This is a genomic window from Streptomyces sp. NBC_01750 (genome assembly GCF_035918095.1).
GTDB lineage: Bacteria > Actinomycetota > Actinomycetes > Streptomycetales > Streptomycetaceae > Streptomyces.
In genome coordinates this window covers 3,544,846-3,564,747 of sequence record NZ_CP109137.1, presented here as the reverse complement: position 1 = coordinate 3,564,747, position 19,902 = coordinate 3,544,846, and the positions used below count along the sequence as shown (strand labels likewise).

The 19,902-nt window shown below is 70.8% G+C and carries 15 protein-coding genes; 11 read left to right on the top strand and 4 right to left on the bottom strand.

Features of this window, described 5'->3' with window-relative positions:
- Positions 1–211 precede the first annotated feature (211 nt).
- Positions 212–3,925, top strand: coding sequence for a glycosyltransferase (locus OG966_RS15915; RefSeq protein ID WP_326650294.1), 3,714 nt, complete (start codon positions 212–214; stop codon positions 3,923–3,925).
- Positions 3,922–5,511: a DUF5719 family protein gene (locus tag OG966_RS15910; protein WP_326650293.1), complete on the top strand. Its 1,590-nt coding sequence runs from the start codon at positions 3,922–3,924 to the stop codon at positions 5,509–5,511. The genes OG966_RS15915 and OG966_RS15910 overlap by 4 nt, the downstream gene beginning before the upstream one ends.
- 41 nt (positions 5,512–5,552) lie before the next feature.
- Here OG966_RS15910 and OG966_RS15905 read toward each other — a convergent pair whose 3' ends face one another.
- Positions 5,553–5,981 carry a metallopeptidase family protein gene (locus OG966_RS15905; RefSeq protein ID WP_326650292.1) on the bottom strand — a complete coding sequence of 143 codons (429 nt, stop codon included), beginning with the start codon at positions 5,979–5,981 and terminating at the stop codon, positions 5,553–5,555.
- A 274-nt stretch (positions 5,982–6,255) separates the two neighbouring features.
- Between OG966_RS15905 and OG966_RS15900 the strand changes: the two genes are divergently transcribed.
- Positions 6,256–6,684 carry a DUF3499 domain-containing protein gene (locus OG966_RS15900; protein WP_326650291.1) on the top strand — a complete coding sequence of 143 codons (429 nt, stop codon included), beginning with the start codon at positions 6,256–6,258 and terminating at the stop codon, positions 6,682–6,684.
- A 43-nt stretch (positions 6,685–6,727) separates the two neighbouring features.
- Here OG966_RS15900 and OG966_RS15895 read toward each other — a convergent pair whose 3' ends face one another.
- The gene (locus tag OG966_RS15895) at positions 6,728–6,919 is read right to left on the bottom strand and encodes a hypothetical protein (RefSeq protein WP_326650290.1); all 192 of its coding nucleotides are present in this window, start codon (positions 6,917–6,919) and stop codon (positions 6,728–6,730) included.
- A gap of 98 nt (positions 6,920–7,017) precedes the next feature.
- Here OG966_RS15895 and OG966_RS15890 point away from each other — a divergent pair, with 98 nt between their 5' ends.
- The 5 genes from OG966_RS15890 (at position 7,018) to OG966_RS15870 (ending at position 12,831) form a co-directional block, all read left to right on the top strand.
- Complete coding sequence (locus OG966_RS15890) at positions 7,018–8,382, top strand: phosphomannomutase/phosphoglucomutase (RefSeq protein WP_326650289.1); 1,365 nt, start codon at positions 7,018–7,020, stop codon at positions 8,380–8,382.
- A 514-nt stretch (positions 8,383–8,896) separates the two neighbouring features.
- Positions 8,897–9,079: a Trm112 family protein gene (locus OG966_RS15885; protein WP_326650288.1), complete on the top strand. Its 183-nt coding sequence runs from the start codon at positions 8,897–8,899 to the stop codon at positions 9,077–9,079.
- Between the two features lie 168 nt (positions 9,080–9,247).
- Complete coding sequence (locus tag OG966_RS15880) at positions 9,248–10,390, top strand: SIS domain-containing protein (RefSeq protein ID WP_326650287.1); 1,143 nt, start codon at positions 9,248–9,250, stop codon at positions 10,388–10,390.
- Positions 10,391–10,518: 128 nt separating this feature from the next.
- Positions 10,519–11,754, top strand: coding sequence for a mannose-6-phosphate isomerase, class I (gene manA, locus OG966_RS15875; RefSeq protein ID WP_326650286.1), 1,236 nt, complete (start codon positions 10,519–10,521; stop codon positions 11,752–11,754).
- Positions 11,755–11,853: 99 nt separating this feature from the next.
- The gene (locus tag OG966_RS15870; protein WP_326650285.1) at positions 11,854–12,831 is read left to right on the top strand and encodes a cation diffusion facilitator family transporter; all 978 of its coding nucleotides are present in this window, start codon (positions 11,854–11,856) and stop codon (positions 12,829–12,831) included.
- Between the two features lie 64 nt (positions 12,832–12,895).
- Here the strand turns inward: OG966_RS15870 and OG966_RS15865 are convergent, their stop codons facing one another.
- Positions 12,896–14,968, bottom strand: coding sequence for a fructose-specific PTS transporter subunit EIIC (locus OG966_RS15865; protein WP_442806807.1), 2,073 nt, complete (start codon positions 14,966–14,968; stop codon positions 12,896–12,898).
- A gap of 407 nt (positions 14,969–15,375) precedes the next feature.
- Between OG966_RS15865 and ahcY the strand changes: the two genes are divergently transcribed.
- Entirely contained in the window at positions 15,376–16,833 is a 1,458-nt protein-coding gene (gene ahcY, locus OG966_RS15860) for an adenosylhomocysteinase (protein ID WP_326650283.1), read from the top strand.
- Between the two features lie 138 nt (positions 16,834–16,971).
- Positions 16,972–17,586 carry a hypothetical protein gene (locus OG966_RS15855; protein WP_326650282.1) on the top strand — a complete coding sequence of 205 codons (615 nt, stop codon included), beginning with the start codon at positions 16,972–16,974 and terminating at the stop codon, positions 17,584–17,586.
- 126 nt (positions 17,587–17,712) lie between these two features.
- Here the strand turns inward: OG966_RS15855 and OG966_RS15850 are convergent, their stop codons facing one another.
- Positions 17,713–18,705, bottom strand: a complete 993-nt coding sequence (locus OG966_RS15850; RefSeq protein WP_326650281.1) for an RDD family protein — start codon at positions 18,703–18,705, stop codon at positions 17,713–17,715.
- Between the two features lie 122 nt (positions 18,706–18,827).
- Here OG966_RS15850 and OG966_RS15845 point away from each other — a divergent pair, with 122 nt between their 5' ends.
- On the top strand, positions 18,828–19,835 hold the full coding sequence (locus tag OG966_RS15845) for a stage II sporulation protein M (protein WP_326650280.1): 1,008 nt from the start codon (positions 18,828–18,830) through the stop codon (positions 19,833–19,835).
- Positions 19,836–19,902 lie beyond the last annotated feature (67 nt).

Here is a 19,902-nt window from a genome sequence, read left to right as displayed (position 1 = left end):
AAACACCACAAGCCCGTACGTAAACCACGGTCCGCCGGCTGCGCACTCCCAGCAGTCGGCGGACTGTTCTGTCCCACCCGTCGCCCGGCCACCACCCCCCAACGAGTCGCTTCGCGCCGCAGCGCTTTTTCATACCGTTAGTGTGGGGCCCCGTCCGAGATGCTCCAGCGCCCCTACGGGGCGACCCCCCGGCCGGAGGGCCCGTACCTCAATGTCCCCCACCTCAGCCGCGTTTGTTCCCGCACACCCGCCAGAGTTCCCGCGGCATGTCGTCACCGCCGTGCTCGTCTCCCACGACGGTGCACGCTGGCTCCCCGACGCCCTCGCCGGACTCCTCGGCCAGGAACGCCCCGTACAGAACGTCGTCGCCGCCGACACCGGCAGCGCCGACGACTCCGCTCGGCTGGTCACCGAAGCACTCGGCTCCGAACGCGTACTGCACCTCGCCCGCCGCACCGGCTTCGGCACCGCCGTCGACGAAGCGGCCCGCACCGCGGGTGTACTCACCCCCGACGACCTGCCCTATCTGAAGCGGCCCAGCGGCTGGGACCCGGTCAGCAGGAGCTGGCGCGACGACGCCTACGACCTGCCCGAGCTGCCTCACGGCGAACCCGTCCAATGGCTGTGGCTCCTCCACGACGACAGCGCACCGGAACCCGGCGCCCTCGCCGAACTCCTGCGCGTCGCCGACTCCGACGAGTACGCCGCCATCATCGGACCCAAACTCCGCGGCTGGTACGACCGCAAACAGCTCCTCGAAGCGGGCGTCTCCATCGCCAACAGCGGACGCCGCTGGACCGGACTCGACCGGCGCGAACAGGACCAGGGACAGCACGACCAGATCCGCTCCGTCCTCTCCGTCTCCTCCGCCGGCATGCTCATCCGCCGCGACGTCTTCGATGAGCTCGGTGGCTTCGACCGACGACTGCCCCTCATGCGCGACGACGTCGACATCTGCTGGCGCGCCCACGCCGCGGGACACCGCGTCCTCATCGCCCCCGACGCGGTCATGCGGCACGCCGAAGCCGCCGCCCGCGAACGCCGCACCGTCGACTGCGCGGGACGCTCCGTCGCCAGCCCGCACCGGGTCGACAAGGCCGGCGCCGTCTACACGCTCCTCACCAACTCACGCGGCGCCGCCCTCCCGTACGTACTCCTGCGCATCGTCATCGGCACCCTGCTGCGCACCCTCGCCTACCTCGTCGGAAAAGTCCCCGGCCAGGCCGTCGACGAAGTCATGGGACTCTTCGGCACCCTGCTGCGGCCCGAACGGATCATCGCCGGGCGCCGCAGGCGCTCTCGGCGAGCGGTCGAGGCCGGCGAACTGCGCCCCCTCTTCCCGCCGCCGGGCGCGACCCTCCGCGCCACCGTCGAACAGGTCGCGGGCCACTTCGGCAGCGGCTCCGACGCCGACTCCGGCGGCTCCCGGCACGGCGCCGTCGAATCCGGACCCGGCGGCGACGACGCGGACTTCCTCGAGATCGAACAGTTCGCCCGCCTGAAGAAAATCGGGCGCAAGCCCGGACCGGTGCTCTTCGCCGTCCTGCTCATCGTCTCCCTCGTCGCCTGCCGCGGACTCTTCGGCAGCGGCGCCCTCGCGGGCGGCGCACTGCTGCCCGCCCCCGCCGACGTCTGGGACCTCTGGGCCCGCTACGCCGACAACTGGCACCCCCTCGGCACCGGCGGCACCCAGACCGCACCGCCCTACCTCGCGGTGCTCGCGGCCCTCTCCACCCTCTTCCTCGGCTCCACCGGCTTCGCACTCACCGTGCTGCTCGTCTGCTCGGTCCCGCTCGCCGGACTCACCGCCTACTTCGCCTCCCGCCCCATCGTCGAGTCCCGGCTGCTGCGGGCCTGGGCGAGCATCGCGTACGCCTTCCTGCCCGCGGCGACCGGCGCACTCGCCACCGGACGGCTCGGCACCGCCGTACTCGCGATCCTGCTGCCCCTCATCGCACGCGCCGGTGTCGCCGCCCACGGACTGCGCGGCGGCCACGGCGGCGGGCGCGGAAGCTGGCGCGCCACCTGGGCCTACGCCCTCCTGCTGACCTTCACGATGGCGTTCACGCCCATCGTGTGGCCGATCGCGCTCGTCCTCGGCATCGGCGTCCTCGTGCTGCGACGCGACGACATCACGGCGTACGGGCTGCGCTTCCTGGCCGCCGTCGGCACCCCGCTTCTCGTGCTCGCGCCCTGGTCGCTGACCCTGCTCACCGGCCCGTCCGGTTTCTTCCGTGAAGCCGGACTCGAATTCGGCACCGGATCGGCCTCCGCACTCGACCTCCTCGGCATGAGCCCGGGCGGCCCCAAGGCCGCGGGCGGAATCCTGCTCATCGGCATAGTCCTGGCCGCACTCGCGGCGCTGCTGCGCGGCGAACGGCAGTTCGCCGTCCGCACGGCCTGGGCCGCCGCACTCGTCGCACTGATCTTCGCGGCACTCGCCAACGGCTCCGGCTGGGCGGGACCCGCCACCCTCGTCTACGGCATCGCGCTGCTCGCCGCCGCCGTCCTCGGCGCAGAAGGCGGCCGCTCCCGCGTCGCCGCCCAGAACTTCGGCTGGCGCCAGCCCGTCGCGGCCCTCATCGCGCTCGCCGCCGGCGTCGCCCCCCTCCTCGCCGCAGGCAACTGGATGCTCAGCGGCGCCGCAGGACCGCTGCAGCGACGCGACCCCGTCCAGGTGCCCGCCTTCGTCGCCGAAGAGAGCGACACCCGCGACCAGCCACGCACCCTCGTCCTCGGCGGAGCCTCCGCCGCCAAGGTCTCGTACACCCTCGTACGAGGCTCCGGCAGCCGCCTCGGCGACGCCGAACTGGCCGAGGCCGGCGGCAGCGACGGCCGCCTCGACAAGGTCGTCGCCAACCTCGTCGCGGGCTCCGGCGCCGACCAGACCAGCCAGCTCAGCGGCTTCGCGATCCGGTACGTGCTCGTACGCGACGGCGCGCCGCGCCAGACCAGCCGCGTCCTCGACGCGACCCCGGGCCTCAGCCGCCTCAGCCAGCTCGACGGCAGCGCACTGTGGCGCGTCGACCGCCAGGTCGCGCGGGCCACCATCGTCACCGGCAAGACCGACCCCCTCCCCGTCGCCGCCGACCCGGTCGAGGCCCACGCCAAGATCGCGGCCGGCACGTCCGGACGCGTGCTGCGCATCGCGGACAGTGCCGACGAAGGCTGGCAGGCCACGCTCGACGGCCGCGTACTGCCGAAGACCACCGTCGACGGCTGGGCCCAGGGCTTCGAACTGCCCGCCGAGGGCGGCCGGCTGGACCTGACGTACGACGCCCCCGCCACCCACACGGCCTGGATCTGGATCCAGGGCGCACTCGCACTGGTGCTGCTGGTGCTCGCGCTTCCGGGCCGGCGCCGGGAGATCGACGACGATCTGCCGGAGGAGGAGATCGTCGTACCGGCCCAGCCGGTGGAGGGCGAGGGCCGCAGGGCACGCAGACTGCGCGCGCAGGCAGAGGCCGAGTCGGAGACGGAAGTGGGGACGGCCGAGCAGGGTCAGGGCTATGCCGACCCGGACCAGGACCTCTACGCCCGGCCCGCCGCACAGCAGCCCGAGCAGCAGCCGACGCAGTACGCGGCAGTGCCCCAGCAGCAGTACGGCGAATGGGACGCGCAGTCGTACGCGGACAACGGGTACACCACCCCGTACAACAGCGAGCAGTACCAGGGCGGTGCCCAGTACGGCGCCGAGCAGTACGGCGACGGACAGCAATACAGCGACGGACAGCAGTACGGCGCTGCGGACCAGTACCAGCAGCAGCCGTACCAGGCCGACCCGTACCACGCCGCGACCTACGGGGACGGGCAGTACCAGGAGGGCCAGTACGACCCCTACGGGCAGCAGGGCGGACAGCCCTACGCCGACGGCAGCGAGACCGAACAGCATCCCGGCAACACTTCGCGAGGCGAGTCAGAGTGAAGCGCACAACCATCTCCCTGATCGCGACCACCGTCGCACTCGCAGCGATCACCGGCTTCGCCGCGCTCACCGCACCGGACGGCGGCTCGTCGGCAGAAGCCGAGGCCGCGGCGCGGCTGCCCGTCGAACGCTCCAGCCTGCTCTGCCCGGCGCCCAGCAGCTCGGAGATCGCGGAGACCGCTTACACGTCGTTCACCCCGGCCGGGAAGACCGCAGACGCGAAGGACGGCGACGCGAAGGGCGGCGTGGCGGAACTGAAGCCGTCCGCCGCCACCCTGGCCGACCCCGACACCGCGCCCAAGAAGGACGAAGCGAAGAAGAAGGACACGGCCAAGGGCGGGGCAGGGAAGGACGGTGCCGCGTCGGGCGCGAAGAAGCCGGTGCCCGACAAGGCGGTGCTCGCGCTGAAGGAGCCCGGCAAGCCCGTCGCCGCCAAGGCCGGCGGCGGCGAGGCCCCCGCCCTCGTCGGCACCGCCACCGGCCGCCTCGCACCCGGCTGGACCGCGCAGCAGACCACCACGGTCCCGGCGGGCGGCTCGCGCGGCGTGCTCGGCGTCAGCTGCACCGCGCCGGACACCGACTTCTGGTTCCCGGGTGCCTCCACCGCCGAGAACCGCCAGGACTACGTCCACCTCACCAACCCGGACCCGACGGCGGCCGTCGCCGACATCGAGCTGTACGGCAAGGACGGCGCCCTCAAGACCACACTGACCGAGGGCATCCCGGTCCCCGCCGGGTCCAGCGTCCCGGTCCTGCTCTCCACGCTGACCTCCGAGCCCGCCGCGGATCTGACCGTCCATGTCACCACCCGCACGGGCCGCGTCGGCGCGGTGGTGCGGTCCGCCGACGACAAGACGGGCAGCGACTGGCTGGCGGCCTCGGCCGATCCGTCGGACACCGCGGTACTGCCGGGCATCCCCGCGGACGCCACCTCGGTCCAGCTGGTGGCCTTCGCGCCCGGCGACGACGACGCCGATCTGAAGGTGCAGCTGGCGGGCGCGACCGGCCGGATCACCCCCGCCGGACACGAGACGCTGCACATCAAGTCCGGCATGACCGCGGCCGTCGACCTGAAGGACGTGACCAAGGGCGAGGCCGGATCACTGATCCTCAGCCCGGCGCAGAGCAGTGAGACGACCCCGGTGGTGGCGGCGCTGCGCGTCGTGCGCGGCAAGGGCGACAAGCAGGAGGTCGCCTTCATCCCGGCGACCGCACCCGTGGGGGAGCGGGCGACCGCGGCCGACAACCGCGCCAAGGGCTCGATCCTCTCCCTGACCGCGCCGGACGGCGGCGCACAGGTCAAGGTCACCGCCTCGGCGGGTACGGAGGGCGGCACTCAGGCCGTCAAGACGTACACGGTCAAGGCCGGTACGACACTGGCGGTCGCCCCGCCGGTGCCGGCCGGCCTCAAGGGCTCGTACGCGCTCACCGTCGAGACGGTGTCGGGCGGCCCGGTACACGCCTCACGCACGCTCACGCTGCCGCAGGACGGCATCCCGATGTTCACGGTGCAGACACTGCCGTACGACCGCGGGACGGTGGCGGTGCCGGAGGCGGAGCAGGACCTGTCGGTTCTGGACGACTGACGACATCGGCCGGCAGCGGAGCGACCTCTGCCGGTCGTCGGTCAGTCCTGTCCGTACCGCGGGTCGACCGACTCCGGCGCCAGCCCCAGCAGCTCGGCCACCTGCTCCACGACCACCTCGTGCACCAGCAGCGCGCGCTCGTCGCGATTCTTTGTCCGGATCTCGACGGGCCGCCGGTAGACCACGATCTGCGCCCGCCGTTCCTTGTCCGCGGCAGCCGAGCTGCCCAGCGGCACCGAGTCGTCCGGCGCGCCCGGCACGTCCAGTACGAGGAAATCGACGTCGGCGAGCTGTGGCCACCGCCGCTCCAGCCGCTCCACCGAGTCCTGAACCAGGTCCCGGAAGGACTCGGCCCGGCTGGCGGCGAGGGGCACCTGGGGCGGGGCGACCGGCCCGCGCATCCCGCGGCCGTGGCGGTCGCGGCGACGCGGCCGTGGTTCGGACTGGCGGGGCGGCACAGAACTGTCCATCACTGACGCAGGGTAACTCTCACCGGCCTGCGGCGATCGGGTCGGCGCCCCCGGGACGGAGCATGTCGCTAATTGAACATTCCGGCCAAGCTTGGGCTCGATTGCGTACCTCCCCACGATCGCCGATCTCATCGTGATTGACCTTATTTACCCCAAGTCATGACCGCATCACCGGCGGTCGTCGTCGGCGCACTTCTCCTCCCGTGCAGGTCAGGGCAGTTGCTCCAGCAGCGTCTATGGCAGACGTCACAGCACGACACGGTGGAGTGACCTGGTGGAGAGTCGTCGCAGCCCGCTCAAGAGTGCGGTACCGTCCAACGTCGTGAGCCCTGTACGTCGCTGTTCGCGCACCGCGTGCGGCCGCCCCGCCGTCGCGACACTGACGTACGTCTATGCCGATTCGACCGCGGTCCTCGGCCCGCTCGCCACGTATGCCGAGCCCCACTGCTACGACCTGTGTGCCGAACACAGTGAGCGCCTGACCGCACCGCGCGGCTGGGAGGTTGTGCGGCTCGCCGACGGCTCCGCCCCGTCCCGCCCCAGTGGCGACGATCTCGAGGCGCTCGCCAATGCCGTGAGGGAAGCGGCCCGCCCGCAGGGACGGACCGCCGAGGCCGGCGCGCAGAACGGCCGCCGGACGGCGGACCCGATGGAGGTCGCGCGCCGGGGCCATCTGCGGGTACTGCGTTCCCCGGACTCCTGAGCCTCGCGCCACTGAAGCGCGCGCCCCCCGCAGTGCCCTGACCTCAACCGAGCCCGCCGCCATCGGCGCCCGCGCTCGCCCGCGGATTCGCCTTTACGGCAGCCCAGTTCGCGGTGCCACCCAGGTACTGGCCCAACTCGCCGACCCCCGAGCGGCGTTGGCGGTCGCGGCGGCGCCGGTCGCGGTGCCGGGCGCGCGGGCCGGCCGAGGAGCCGGTACGGGCCGCGGTGCTCACCGGCGCAAGAGACAGAGCGCCTCGGTACCGGGCCGGACGCTGCCTTAGTTTGTGCGGGTAGTTTGATGTGACCGCAGAGACTTCAGGAAGGTTGGCCCGTGACTGCTGATCTGTCGCAGATCGTGAAGGCGTACGACGTCCGCGGGGTGGTGCCGGATCAGTGGGACGAGGCCCTGGCCGAGCTGTTCGGGGCCGCCTTCGTCCAGGTGACGGACGCGGACGCGATCGTCGTCGGCCATGACATGCGGCCGTCGTCGCCAGGACTTTCGGGGGCGTTCGCGCGCGGGGCCGCGGCCCGCGGCGCGGATGTCACCCTGATCGGCCTGTGCTCGACGGACCAGCTGTACTTCGCTTCGGGGGAGCTGGGTCTGCCCGGCGCGATGTTCACCGCCTCGCACAACCCGGCGCAGTACAACGGCATCAAGATGTGCCGGGCGGGCGCCGCACCGGTGGGCCAGGACACGGGCCTCGCGGACATCCGCGCGCTCGTCGAGTCCTGGTCCGAACAGGGCGCGCCGGCGGCGGCCGAGGTGGCGGGCACGGTGACCGAGCGGGACACGCTGACGGACTACGCCGCGCATCTGCTGTCCCTGGTGGACCTGTCGGCGATGCGTCCGCTGAAGGTGGTCGTGGACGCGGGCAACGGTATGGGCGGCCACACGGTCCCGACCGTCTTCTCGTCCCTGCCCCTCACCCTCGTACCGATGTACTTCGAGCTCGACGGCACCTTCCCCAACCACGAGGCGAACCCGCTGGACCCGCGGAACATCGTCGACCTCCAGGCCCGCGTCCGGTCCGAGGGCGCGGACCTGGGCCTGGCCTTCGACGGCGACGCGGACCGCTGCTTCGTCGTGGACGAGCGCGGCGAGGGCATCTCACCGTCGGCGATCACGGCGCTGGTGGCGGCGCGAGAGCTGGCCAAGCACCCCGGTGGCACGGTGATCCACAACCTGATCACGTCGTGGTCGGTCCCGGAGGTCGTCCGCGAGAACGGCGGCACTCCGGCCCGTACGCGAGTCGGCCACTCCTTCATCAAGGAGGAGATGGCCCGTACGGGAGCGATCTTCGGCGGCGAGCACTCGGCGCACTACTACTTCCGGGACTTCTGGAACGCGGACACCGGCATGCTGGCGGCCCTGCATGTACTGGCGGCGCTGGGCGCGCAGAACGGCACGCTTTCGTCGCTGGTCGCGGAGTACGACAGGTACACGGGCTCGGGGGAGATCAACTCCACCGTCGACGACCAGGCGGGCCGTACGGCGGCGGTGAAGACGGCCTTCGGAGCGCGCGAGGACGTGACGACCGACGAACTGGACGGCCTGACGGTGGCGACGGCGGACTGGTGGTTCAACCTCCGCCCTTCGAACACCGAGCCACTGTTGCGCCTGAACGTGGAGGCGCGGGACGAGGCGACGATGGCGAAGGTACGGGACGAGGTCCTGGCACTGGTCCGGGCTACCTGACCTGAGTGAGCCCCGCCGGTTGACGGGTTGGGACTGCCGACGGCGGGACGTGTGTGCTGGTGGGGCCCGGGGCGGCGGTCGGGCCGGGGCTCCGGGTCCGGCCGGGCGGCGCGAAGAGCTACTGCGCCGGGGTGTCCGGGGGTCCGGCCGGGCGGCGCGAAGCTGCCGCCCCTGAGATGTGTGGGTACGCCGTACCCCCACGCCCCAAGGGCGGTGGGAAACGCCCGAGGCCGGGGGCAGAGCCCCGGTTTCGGGAAGCGGCGTGTAGGGGAACGCCCCGCGCAGCGGCCCCACCCGCACCGCCCGTACCCACACCCGCCCAACCCCACCCGCACCCGGCACCCCCGCACCGCCCATCCGGAACGCCCCGCACTCCGCCCCCCGCACCGACCCACCCCAGAACGCGCCGCACCCCGCCCCCCGGCGGTAGGCTGACGTGGCTCAATCCGCATGACCGCGACCGCATGTTCGAAGCGTCTTCGACATGCGACATGCCCGAAGGGACACCCCACACATGCCGCTCGAAGCCGGCCTCCTGGAGATCCTCGCCTGCCCGGCCTGCCACGCTCCGCTCAGCGACCGCACGGCAGCCGACACACCCGAGCTGATCTGCACCGGCAAGGACTGCGGCCTGGCCTACCCGGTGAGGGACGCCATCCCCGTCCTCCTCGTCGACGAGGCACGCCGCCCGGCGTAACCGGCACCACGCGCGCACCGGGACCACGCGCGGGACCACGCGCGCACCGGCACCACACGCGGACCGCACCCCGCAGCAACCGCACCCCGTACGAACCGCACCACAGCGAAATAACCGCACAACAACCAAATCCCCCCGCACGCGCACGGCGATCGGAGGCCCACCCCCATGCTCGACGAGTCGCTCCTCGATGCCCCGGATGCCTTGGCCCGAGCCGATCGCCGAGGCCTCCTACGAGGGGCCGCCGAGGCCGGGGCGCGCGTACGCACCGCCGCCAGGCACGCCGCCGAGGCAGGTATCGCCGAGATCAAGCCCGAGGGCCGCCCCCGGGCCGTACTCATCGCGGGCTCAGGAACCGCCGCCACCGGCGTCGCCGACCTGGTCAGCGCGCTCGCCGGCGCCACCGCCCCCGTCGCCCGGCTCGCCCCCACCGGCGTAGCTCCGGCCGCCGGCGCCCTGCGCTGGGCCCTGCCCGGCTGGGCCGGCTCCCTGGACCTGCTCCTCATCACGACCATCGACGGCAGCGAACCAGGCCTGGCCCTCCTGGCCGAGCAGGCGTATCGCCGCGGCTGCACCGTCGTCGCGGTGGCCCCCGAACGCTCCCCGCTCTCCGAGGCGGTCGACGGTACGCACGGCCTGGTCGTCCCCATGGCCAACGCCCCGCACGAGATGTACGAGGAGGGGACCCTGGCCGCGAGCCCCGGCGCGCTGTGGGCGCTGTTCACTCCGCTCCTCGCGCTTCTCGACCGCGTCGGCGTACTCGAGGCGCCTCCGGAAACCCTCGCCAAGGTGGCCGACCGCCTCGACGCCACCGCCGAACGGTGCGGCCCGGCCATCGCGACGTACAGCAATCCCGCCAAGACGCTCGCTGCCGAGCTCGCCGACAGCCTCCCGCTCATCTGGACGGAGGGCGTCGGCGCCGCCCCCGCGGGCCGCCGCTTCGCCGCCGTAGTGGCCGAGCTGGCCGGCCGCCCCGCACTGGTCGCGGAACTCCCCGAGGCGCTCCCCGCCCACGGAGTGCTCCTCGCGGGCGCGCTCGCGGCAGGCGCCGACCCGGAGGACTTCTTCCGCGATCGCGTCGAGGAGCAGCAGGCCCTGCGCGCCCGCGTCGTACTTCTGCGCGACCGGCCCATCGGCGGCCTCACCGCCGCGCCCGCCGCCCGCGAACTGGCGCTCGGTCACGACACCCCGATCAGCGAACTCGAACCGGATGGTGGCACCGAGCTGGAGTCGATCGCCGAGCTCCTCGCCGTCACCGACTTCGCGGCTGTCTATCTCGCCCTGACGGCCTCGGGCGCTCAGGCGTCCTGAGAAACCCGAGTGCGGCCATACCCGGCTACCTGGGCACCGGAGAACCCGGAGTACCAGAGAACCCCGGCACCTGAGAACACGGGTCACGAGCACCTGAGAACACAAGTACTGAGAACTCAAGGAAGAACATGGACCGCCTCTCCAACACCGTGCGCCCCTACGCCTGGGGCTCCACGACCGCCATCCCGGACCTGCTCGGCGTTGCCCCCACCGGCGAGCCACAGGCCGAGATGTGGATGGGCGCCCACCCGGGAGCGCCTTCCCGCGTAACCCGCAGCACAACGGGCCAGCCGCTGTCCGACGTCATCGACGCCGATCCGGTACGCGAACTCGGCTCCGCGGCCGTAGAGAAATTCGGACCGCGCCTCCCCTTCCTCCTCAAGATCCTCGCGGCCGGCGCCCCTCTCTCACTCCAGGTCCACCCGAACCTCGCGCAGGCGAAGGAGGGCTACGCCGCCGAGGTGAGCGCGGGCGTCCCGATCGACGCCCCGCACCGCAACTACAAGGACACCAACCACAAGCCCGAATTGATCTGCGCGCTCACGCCCTTCGACGGCCTGTGCGGATTCCGTGTGCCCGTCGAGGCCGCCGATCTCCTCGCCGGACTCGAGGTGGACTCGCTCAAGCCGTACGTCGATCTCCTCCACGCCCACCCGGAAGAGGCCGCGCTCCGCGAGGTACTGACCGCCGTCCTGAGCGCCGACCCGGCCGAGATGGCCGCCACCGTCACCGAAGCGGCGGCCGCCGCGGAACACCTCGGCGGCGCCTACGCCCCGTACGCCGCGATCGCACACCACTTCCCCGGCGATCCGGGCGTCATCGCTGCCATGCTGCTCAACTACGTCCAGCTGCAGCCCGGCGAGGCCATGTTCCTCGGCGCCGGCGTGCCGCACGCGTATCTGGGCGGCCTCGGCGTCGAGATCATGGCCAACTCCGACAATGTGCTGCGCTGCGGACTCACTCCCAAGCATGTGGACGTCCCCGAACTGCTGCGCATCGTCCGCTTCGAGGCCACCGAGCCGGGCGTTCTGCGTCCGGAGGCCTCGCCCTCGGGCGAGGAGGTCTACGACACCCCGATCGACGAGTTCCGGCTCTCCCGCTACGCACAGGCCCCGGGCGCGGCGCCCCGCGATCTCACCGCCCCCACCCCACAGATCCTGCTCTGCACGGCGGGCAGCGTGACGGTGGCCGGCGTGCCTGGGGGGAGTGTGACTGAGGGAAGCGCGACTGCCGGCAGTACGACGGCCGGTGAGCTGACCCTCGCCCCCGGCGAGGCGGCCTTTGTCCCGGCGGGGGACAAGACGGAGATCTCCGGCACGGGATCCGGTTCCGGCACCGTGTTCCGGGCGACTGTGGTGGCCTGACGCGGCGCCATTTTCGAGGGCTGCAACAATGGCGCATCGCAAAGACCGGGCAAAGCCAGGGCGGCGACCGAGGCAAGTACGAAGGGACATCCGGCACACATGAGCGCGTCAGGCGGAACAAAGGCGATCGTGGCGGCACTGGGCGCCAACCTCGCAATCGCGGTAGCGAAGTTCGTTGCGTTCCTCTTCAGCGGCTCGTCGTCGATGCTCGCGGAGAGCGTGCACTCGCTCGCGGACTCCGGAAACCAGGGGCTGCTGCTCCTCGGCGGCAAGAAGGCCAAGCGCGAGGCGACCCCGCAGCACCCCTTCGGCTACGGCCGTGAGCGCTACATCTACGCCTTCCTCGTCTCCATCGTGCTCTTCTCGGTGGGTGGCATGTTCGCGATCTACGAGGGCTACGAGAAGATCAAGCACCCGCACGAGATCGAGGCCTGGTACTGGCCGATCGGCGTCCTCGTCTTCGCGATCATCGCCGAGTCCTTCTCCTTCCGTACCGCGATCAAGGAGTCCAACGAGACGCGCGGCAGTCACTCGTGGACCGAATTCGTCCGCCGCGCCAAGGCCCCGGAGCTTCCGGTCGTCCTCCTGGAGGACCTGGGCGCGCTGGTCGGTCTGGTCCTGGCGCTCATCGGCGTGGGCCTCGCCCTGGGTACGGGCAACGGCGTCTGGGACGGCATCGGCACCCTCTGCATCGGCATCCTGCTCATCGTGATCGCGCTGGTCCTGGCGGCCGAGACGAAGTCCCTGCTGCTGGGCGAGGCGGCCGGCACGGACGATGTCGAGAAGATCAAGGCGGCCATCGTGGACGGTGATGTGGTCACCGGCATCATTCACATGCGTACGCTCCACCTCGGCCCGGAGGAACTGCTGGTCGCGGCGAAGATCGCGGTCAAGCACGACGACACGGCCTCCGAAGTCGCCGACGCGATCAATGCCGCCGAGGACCGCATCCGTAACGCGGTCCCGATCGCCCGAGTGATCTACCTGGAGCCGGACATCTACAGCGAGTCGGCGGCCGCGGCGGGCATCAACCCGGCGAAGGCCCCGGGCGGCTCGGGCCCGGAGACCGCCCACTGATCTCCCGTCGGCAACGGCTTGGGCCCCGCGCGTTCGCGCGGGGCCCTTTCGTTTTCCGTGCGGGCTACTGGATCTCGCGCAGCACGCCGAGGACCGCCGTCTCGTCGGGTGCGGCGGTCAGCCGCTCCCGGAAGCCGGTGTCCATGAGCTTGCGCGACAGCAGCGCCAGGATCCGCAGGTGTTCATCGCCGGCGGCCGCCTCCGGCACCGTGATCATGAAGATCAGCTTGGCCTTCGTACCGTCGAGCGAACCCCACTCCACGCCCTCCGCCGACCGCGCGAACCCGACGATCGGCGCGGTGACCGCATCAGTCTTGGCGTGCGGGACGGCGATCTCCTCGCCGAGCCCGGTGGTGCCCTGGTCCTCGCGGGCGAAGGCAGCCGCCACGAGCGCGTCGGAATCGGCGACCTTGCCGGTGCCGGCGAGCATCGCGGCCATCTCGCGGATGGCGTCTTCCTTGCTGCCGGCCGCCAGCTGGACCTTGACGGTCTGCGAAGTCAGGTATCCGGACAGCACATCGTCATCGGCCCGTTCTGCCGGTTCGGTGTGCTCGGTCCGCTCGGTCCGCTCGGCTTGCTCGGCCGGTTCGGCGGCGGGCGGCGGGGAAGCGAGCGCGGTCCCGGTCCGTACGCCCCCGGCACCCACCCCGACAAGCGCCGGCTCGGGCACCAGCGCACCCACACCCACGCCCAGGTTCACGGGTGCCGCCGCACCGGCGCCGCGGGTCCTCCGCTCCTTGACGCCGATCAGCGCGTTCGTGGTGATCGCGGTGACGACGGTGCCGATCGCGACCGCCAGGAAGAACATGGGCACCCCGCCCACCGCACCGAGCACGGCCACGATCGGCCCCCCGTGCGGAACCGCGTCCTCCACGCCGGCCAGACCGGCGAACGCACCGGCCACCGCACCACCGAGCATGTTCGCCGGAATGACCTGGGCCGGCCTGGCCGCCGCGAACGGAATCGCACCCTCCGAAATCCCGAACATCCCCATGAAGAGCGCGGCCATACCGGTTTCCCGCTCCTGCTCCGAGTAGAGCCGCCGCCGGATCAGCGTGGCGAGCCCCTGCCCGAGCGGCATGACCGGAATCGCGGCGGCGCACATACCCATGACGGTCTGGTTGCCGGTGGCGATCAGCCCGGCGCCGAACAGGAACGCGGTCTTGTTGACCGGCCCGCCCATATCGAACGCGATCATGAGCCCCAGAATCGCGCCCAGCAGAATCGCACTGGTCCCGGTCATCCCGGCGAGCCAGTCGGTCAGATGCGTGAAGACCCACGAGATCGGCTTGCCGATGACGTTGATGAAGAAGAGCCCCAGCACGGTGGTCGCGACGATCGGGATCACGATGATCGGCATGATCGGCCGGACGAACTTCGGAACCTTGACCTTCTTGATCCACAACACCAGATAACCGGCCAGGAAGCCGGTGACGATCGCACCGATGAAGCCCGCGCCCGCCTTCGGCGAGCCGTAGAGCTCGCCGTGCGCGGCGATCCAGCCGCCGATCATGCCCGGCACGAGCGCGGGCCGGTCGCCTATGGCGTACGCGATGTAGCCGGAGAGGACCGGGATCATCAGCGTGAAGCCGACGACGCCGATGTTGTTCACGTCCAGCCAGAAGGAGTCCTTCGGGATGATGTAACCCTCGGGCGTCGCATGACCGCCCAACGCCAGCGAGATGGCGATCAGCAGACCTCCCACCACCACGAACGGGATCATGTACGAGACGCCGTTCATCAGCGCCTTGTACGCAACGCTGCGCTCTTTTCCGCCCCCGCCCCCGCCCCCGCCCCCGCTGGCGCCCGCGCCGCCCAGCGGTACCCCGCCCCCGCCGCCGGCCTCGTGTACGGGAGCGTGCTGCACCTGCTCGATCAGCCGCTCGGGGTGATGGATGCCCTCGGCGACCCCGGCGGCCAGCACCTTCTTCCCCACGAACCGGCTGCGGTCCACATCCTTGTCGGCCGCGATGATGATGCCGTCAGCTTGTCTGACATCGTTGTCAGAGAAGACATTTTCGGCCCCGATGGAGCCTTGGGTCTCCACCTTCATCTCGATGCCGAGCGCCTCCGCGGCCTGGGCCAGTTTCTCCGCCGCCATATAGGTATGGGCGATGCCGGTCGGACAGGCGGTCACCGCGAGCAGCCTCAACTTCCGCTGCTCACTTGCCGTACTGGTCACGTGGTTCTCCTAACGCTTCGCTGCGCAGATCGTGCAGATGTTCCCGATCCACGCGGCATCGTGCAACACCTGAGCGCGAACGCAAAAGCCGGAAGGCTTTCACCAGGCAGGAGCGCCGGACCTCGAACATGTCCGGATCCCAGCCCGGGCGGGCTGGGGCCCGCTGGGCCGATCGGTGTAGATTCGTGACCAGAGTCAGACGTCGCTGCTGATGGCGGTCGGGCGGTTCCGTTCCACGGACCGGCCGAGGGAGAGAGGGCCTCCGACGGACTGCGCTGCGGGCGCCCGGGCATTCGTATGCCCATGGCCGCCGCAGAGCCAGCCGTACCCACCCTCGACCCACACCACGAGGAGCAGCTCGCATGTCGACTGTCGCCACTGCCCAGGACTTCAAGGTCGCCGACCTTTCCCTCGCCGAGTTCGGCCGCAAGGAGATCACTCTCGCCGAGCACGAGATGCCCGGTCTGATGTCGATCCGCAAGGAGTACGCCGCCGCCCAGCCGTTGGCGGGTGCCCGCATCACCGGTTCGCTGCACATGACGGTGCAGACGGCGGTGCTGATCGAGACCCTGGCCGCTCTGGGCGCCGAGGTCCGCTGGGCGTCGTGCAACATCTTCTCCACCCAGGACCACGCGGCCGCGGCGATCGCGGTCGGCCCGACGGGCACCCCGCAGGCCCCGGCCGGTATTCCGGTGTTCGCGTGGAAGGGGGAGACGCTGGAGGAGTACTGGTGGTGCACGGAGCAGGCGCTGACCTGGCCCAACACCCCCACCGGCGGCCCGAACATGATCCTCGACGACGGCGGTGACGCGACCCTCCTGGTCCACAAGGGCGTGGAGTTCGAGAAGGCCGGCGCCGCACCGGACCCCTCGACCGCGGACAGCGAGGAGTACGCGCACATCCTGACCCTCCTCAACCGCACCCTCACGGAGGCGCCGCAGAAGTGGACGCAGTTGGCGTCCGAGATTCGTGGTGTGACGGAGGAGACGACGACGGGTGTGCACCGTCTGTACGAGATGCACCGGGATGGCACTCTGCTCTTCCCGGCGATCAATGTGAACGATGCCGTCACCAAGTCGAAGTTCGACAACAAGTACGGTTGCCGCCATTCGCTGATCGACGGCATCAACCGTGCCACCGACGTGCTGATCGGCGGCAAGACGGCGGTTGTGTGCGGTTACGGCGATGTGGGCAAGGGCTGCGCGGAGTCGCTGCGTGGCCAGGGTGCCCGTGTCATCGTCACGGAGATCGACCCGATCTGCGCGCTGCAGGCGGCGATGGACGGCTATCAGGTGACCACGCTGGACGAGGTGGTGGAGACGGCGGACATCTTCATCACCACGACCGGCAACAAGGACATCATCATGGCCTCGGAGATGGCCAGGATGAAGCACCAGGCGATCGTCGGGAACATCGGTCACTTCGACAACGAGATCGACATGGCCGGCCTGGCCGCCGTCCCGGGCGTCGTCAAGGACGAGGTCAAGCCGCAGGTCCACACCTGGACCTTCCCCGACGGCAAGGTCCTGATCGTGCTGTCCGAGGGCCGGCTGCTGAACCTGGGCAACGCGACGGGTCACCCCTCGTTCGTGATGTCGAACAGCTTCGCGGACCAGACGCTGGCCCAGATCGAGCTGTTCACCAAGCCCGAGGAGTACCCGACCGACGTCTACGTGCTGCCCAAGCACCTGGACGAGAAGGTCGCCCGGCTGCACCTGGCCGCGCTCGGCGTGAAGCTGACGACGCTCCGTCCCGAGCAGGCCGCCTACATCGGCGTCGACGTCGAGGGCCCGTACAAGTCCGACCACTACCGCTACTGATCGGCTACTGACACACCCTCAGCGGTAGGTACCAGCGGTACCAGGCAGGCCCCCGCACCCCCGTGTCGGGGGCCTGCCTGGTACCGGCCTCGATCGGCTCCCGGTAAGAGCCTCACCGCACTAGGACACCTGAGCCCCATGCCCCGCGGCCGTTATTCGCTTCACGATCCGCACGATCACACCCCCCTCGGTGAAGAACACTTCCATTGCGCCCCCGGCCCCTCCGGCTGGCGCTACGTCTCCCAGATCACCACCCCTTCCGGTGACCACGCCGGCTCCGTCGACCTCGCCCTCGACGAACTCGGCCGTCCCATCCGTCTCGAACTCCACGCCGCGAGCTGGCAGGTCCGCGGTGCCGCCCTCGACGGCGTCACCTGGGTGCGCACCGACCCCACCGGCGCTCATGCCACCGAAGGCAATGTCCGCGCCCACGCCTTCACCGGCACATCCCCCGCCTTCCTTGTCGCGACCTCACGTCTCCTGCGCCTCACCCCCGATTCCCCCGCGACGCGTGTCCGCCTCGTCGCCTTCACGGATCCGGTCCTCGCTCCCCGCACTCTCGACCAGTCCTGGGCACTGGTGAAGAGTGAAGCGCATGCCACTGACAACGGGCCCCTGATGGTGGACGAATACCAGGTCAGCGCCCTGGACACGGGTGAGCAGCACGTCGTCCACATCGCCGGGGACGTGGTGGTCGCAGCCCCCGGCATCGAACTCGAAAACCTCGAGACCCCGCCCTCGGTCTTCCCCTGAGGCCCTGAGGCCCTGAGGCCCTGAGGCCCTGAGGCCCTGAGGCCCTGAGGCCCTGAGGCCCTGAGGCCCTGAGGGATTCCGATGACCTGCCGACCGGAAAGCCCGACGATCCGTCCCCCGCCGCCCCTACGCGGGCGGAGCGAACCCCGTGACCGGCGGCGTCTCCGTGTCCGGCTCCGCACCCGGCACCGCCTCGGCCTCCGCAGCAACGGCACTCGGCGCCACCCCACTCGGCACGGCGACACCACCGGCACCAACCGCCCCCGGTGCCACTCCTCCCGCGGCCCCGGCACCAGGCACCGGGCCGTCGCCGGTCGCCCCCTGAGTCACCCAACCCTGCGGGCCGCCCCCGGCCCCTGCCTTGGCCCCGGCCGCCCCGAACGCCTTCCGAGCGTCACGCGCCTGTCGCTCGTTCACCACAGCCGCCAAATAGGCGGCCGGCGGCACCCTCTCCGGCAGGGGAGCCCCCGTGCACGCCGCCATGTCGCCGGCCAGACGTTCCGCCATCGACCAGCTCACCGCCTGGTCAAGCTGCCTCATCCGCGTCAGGTACTGACGTATCGCAAGCCACAGATCATCAGGCACACCCGACAGATCCAGTTCGGCGAACCGCCCGACCAGCCACGGCGGCGGAGGCGGCACCACCATCCCCCGCCCGGCCGGCACCCTCTCCCGGACCACCAGAGTCCCCGCGAACACGTCTCCTATCCGCCGCCCCCGTGCCGACACCAGCGAAGCGATACAGGCGATGACCCCGAACGACATCAGGATTTCCACCACACCCATCGCCCCACGCACCAGCGCATGCCGGAACCGGATCGGCCCGCCGTCGTCCCGCACCACCCGCAGCCCACAGGCGAGCTTCCCGAGCGAGCGTCCGTGGCTGAGAGTTTCCACGGCTATCGGCGCCCCCACCAGGACCAGCAGGAACGTCGCGATCGACACCGCGGTGGCCGCCGCCTCGTCCAGCGAATCGGTCGCTAGCGCAAGCCCTATCGACACCAGGAGAAACGCGGTCCAAACCACGATGAGGTCGATCACGAGAGCGAGCGCCCGGCTCGGCAGTTTCGCCGGCTGCAGCCCCAGTACGACCGCATCCCCCGTCACAAGCGCACTCACTGCTGCCCGCCCTTCACCGTCGAACTTCCCTGCCCCTTGATTCCTCAGTCTGCCAAGCTGACCCGCAGCGCGCCGCAGTAGTAAGGACCGTACGCACCCAGTGCCTGGAGCAGCAGCCGACCATGGACCTCGATGTCTTCGTGACCGCCCACCGCACCGAGTGGGACCGCCTGGACCACCTCCTGCACCGGGGACGTCAGCTCACCGGTGCCGAGGCCGACGAACTCGTCGCTCTCTACCAACGCACGGCCACACATCTCTCTCTCATACAGTCCAGCGCCCGTGACCCGATCCTGACAGGCAGGCTCACCCAGCTCGTTGCCCGAGCGCGCTCCACCGTCACCGGAACCCGCCGAGCCACTTGGCGCGACGCGGTCCGCTTCCTCACCGCGGGCTTCCCGGCGGCCGTTTACCGCTCCCGCCACTGGTGGATCCCCACGGCGGTCCTCTCCACTGTCCTCGCCGCGATCATCGGCTGGTGGATCGGCGCCCACCCCGAGGTCCAGTCGGCGATCGGCGCCCCGGACGAACTGCGCCGGCTGACCCGCCCGGGCGGTGAGTACGAGACGTACTACTCGAGCCACCCGGCGGCCTCCTTCGCCGCCCAGGTCTGGACGAACAACGCTCAAGCCGCCGCCATGTGCCTGACGCTGGGAGCGTTCCTCTGCATCCCGGTGATCTGGATTCTCTTCCTCAATGTGCTCAACCTCGGCGTCGGTATAGGTCTGATGTCGTCGGCCGGTCGCCTCGACGTCTTCCTGGGCCTGGTCCTCCCGCACGGACTGCTCGAACTGACAGCTGTCTTCGTCGCCGCCGGCACCGGCCTCCGCCTCGGCTGGACTGTCATCGATCCAGGCCCTCAATCCCGCCGCACAGCCCTCGCCCAGCAGGGCCGCTCCGCCATCGGTATGGCCATTGGCCTCGCCCTCGTCCTCTTCGTGTCGGGCGTGATCGAAGGCTTCGTCACCCCATCGGGACTGCCGACCTGGGTGCGTATCGCCATTGGCATCGCCGCTGAACTGGCGTTTCTGGCGTACGTCTACATCCTGGGCGGCCGAGCAGCCCGCGCCGGCGACATCGGCGACGTGGATGAGGCGGACCGCAGCGCCGCACTCCCGGCCGCTGCCTGATGTGCGTCGGACGCTTCTGAGCTGCTAGTCTCCTCTGCGCCCCACAAAACCGTTGACACGGTCGTCG

Excerpts from the sequence above, each read along its gene's own strand:
- OG966_RS15915 (WP_326650294.1), top strand. The coding sequence starts at position 212 with ATGTCCCCCACCTCAGCCGCGTTTGTTCCCGCACACCCGCCAGAGTTC.
- OG966_RS15880 (WP_326650287.1), top strand. The coding sequence starts at position 9,248 with ATGCTCGACGAGTCGCTCCTCGATGCCCCGGATGCCTTGGCCCGAGCC.
- OG966_RS15870 (WP_326650285.1), top strand. The coding sequence starts at position 11,854 with ATGAGCGCGTCAGGCGGAACAAAGGCGATCGTGGCGGCACTGGGCGCC.
- OG966_RS15845 (WP_326650280.1), top strand. The coding sequence starts at position 18,828 with ATGGACCTCGATGTCTTCGTGACCGCCCACCGCACCGAGTGGGACCGC.
- OG966_RS15855 (WP_326650282.1), top strand. The coding sequence starts at position 16,972 with ATGCCCCGCGGCCGTTATTCGCTTCACGATCCGCACGATCACACCCCC.
- manA (WP_326650286.1), top strand. The coding sequence starts at position 10,519 with ATGGACCGCCTCTCCAACACCGTGCGCCCCTACGCCTGGGGCTCCACG.
- OG966_RS15885 (WP_326650288.1), top strand. The coding sequence starts at position 8,897 with ATGCCGCTCGAAGCCGGCCTCCTGGAGATCCTCGCCTGCCCGGCCTGC.
- OG966_RS15905 (WP_326650292.1), bottom strand. The coding sequence starts at position 5,981 with ATGGACAGTTCTGTGCCGCCCCGCCAGTCCGAACCACGGCCGCGTCGC.
- ahcY (WP_326650283.1), top strand. The coding sequence starts at position 15,376 with ATGTCGACTGTCGCCACTGCCCAGGACTTCAAGGTCGCCGACCTTTCC.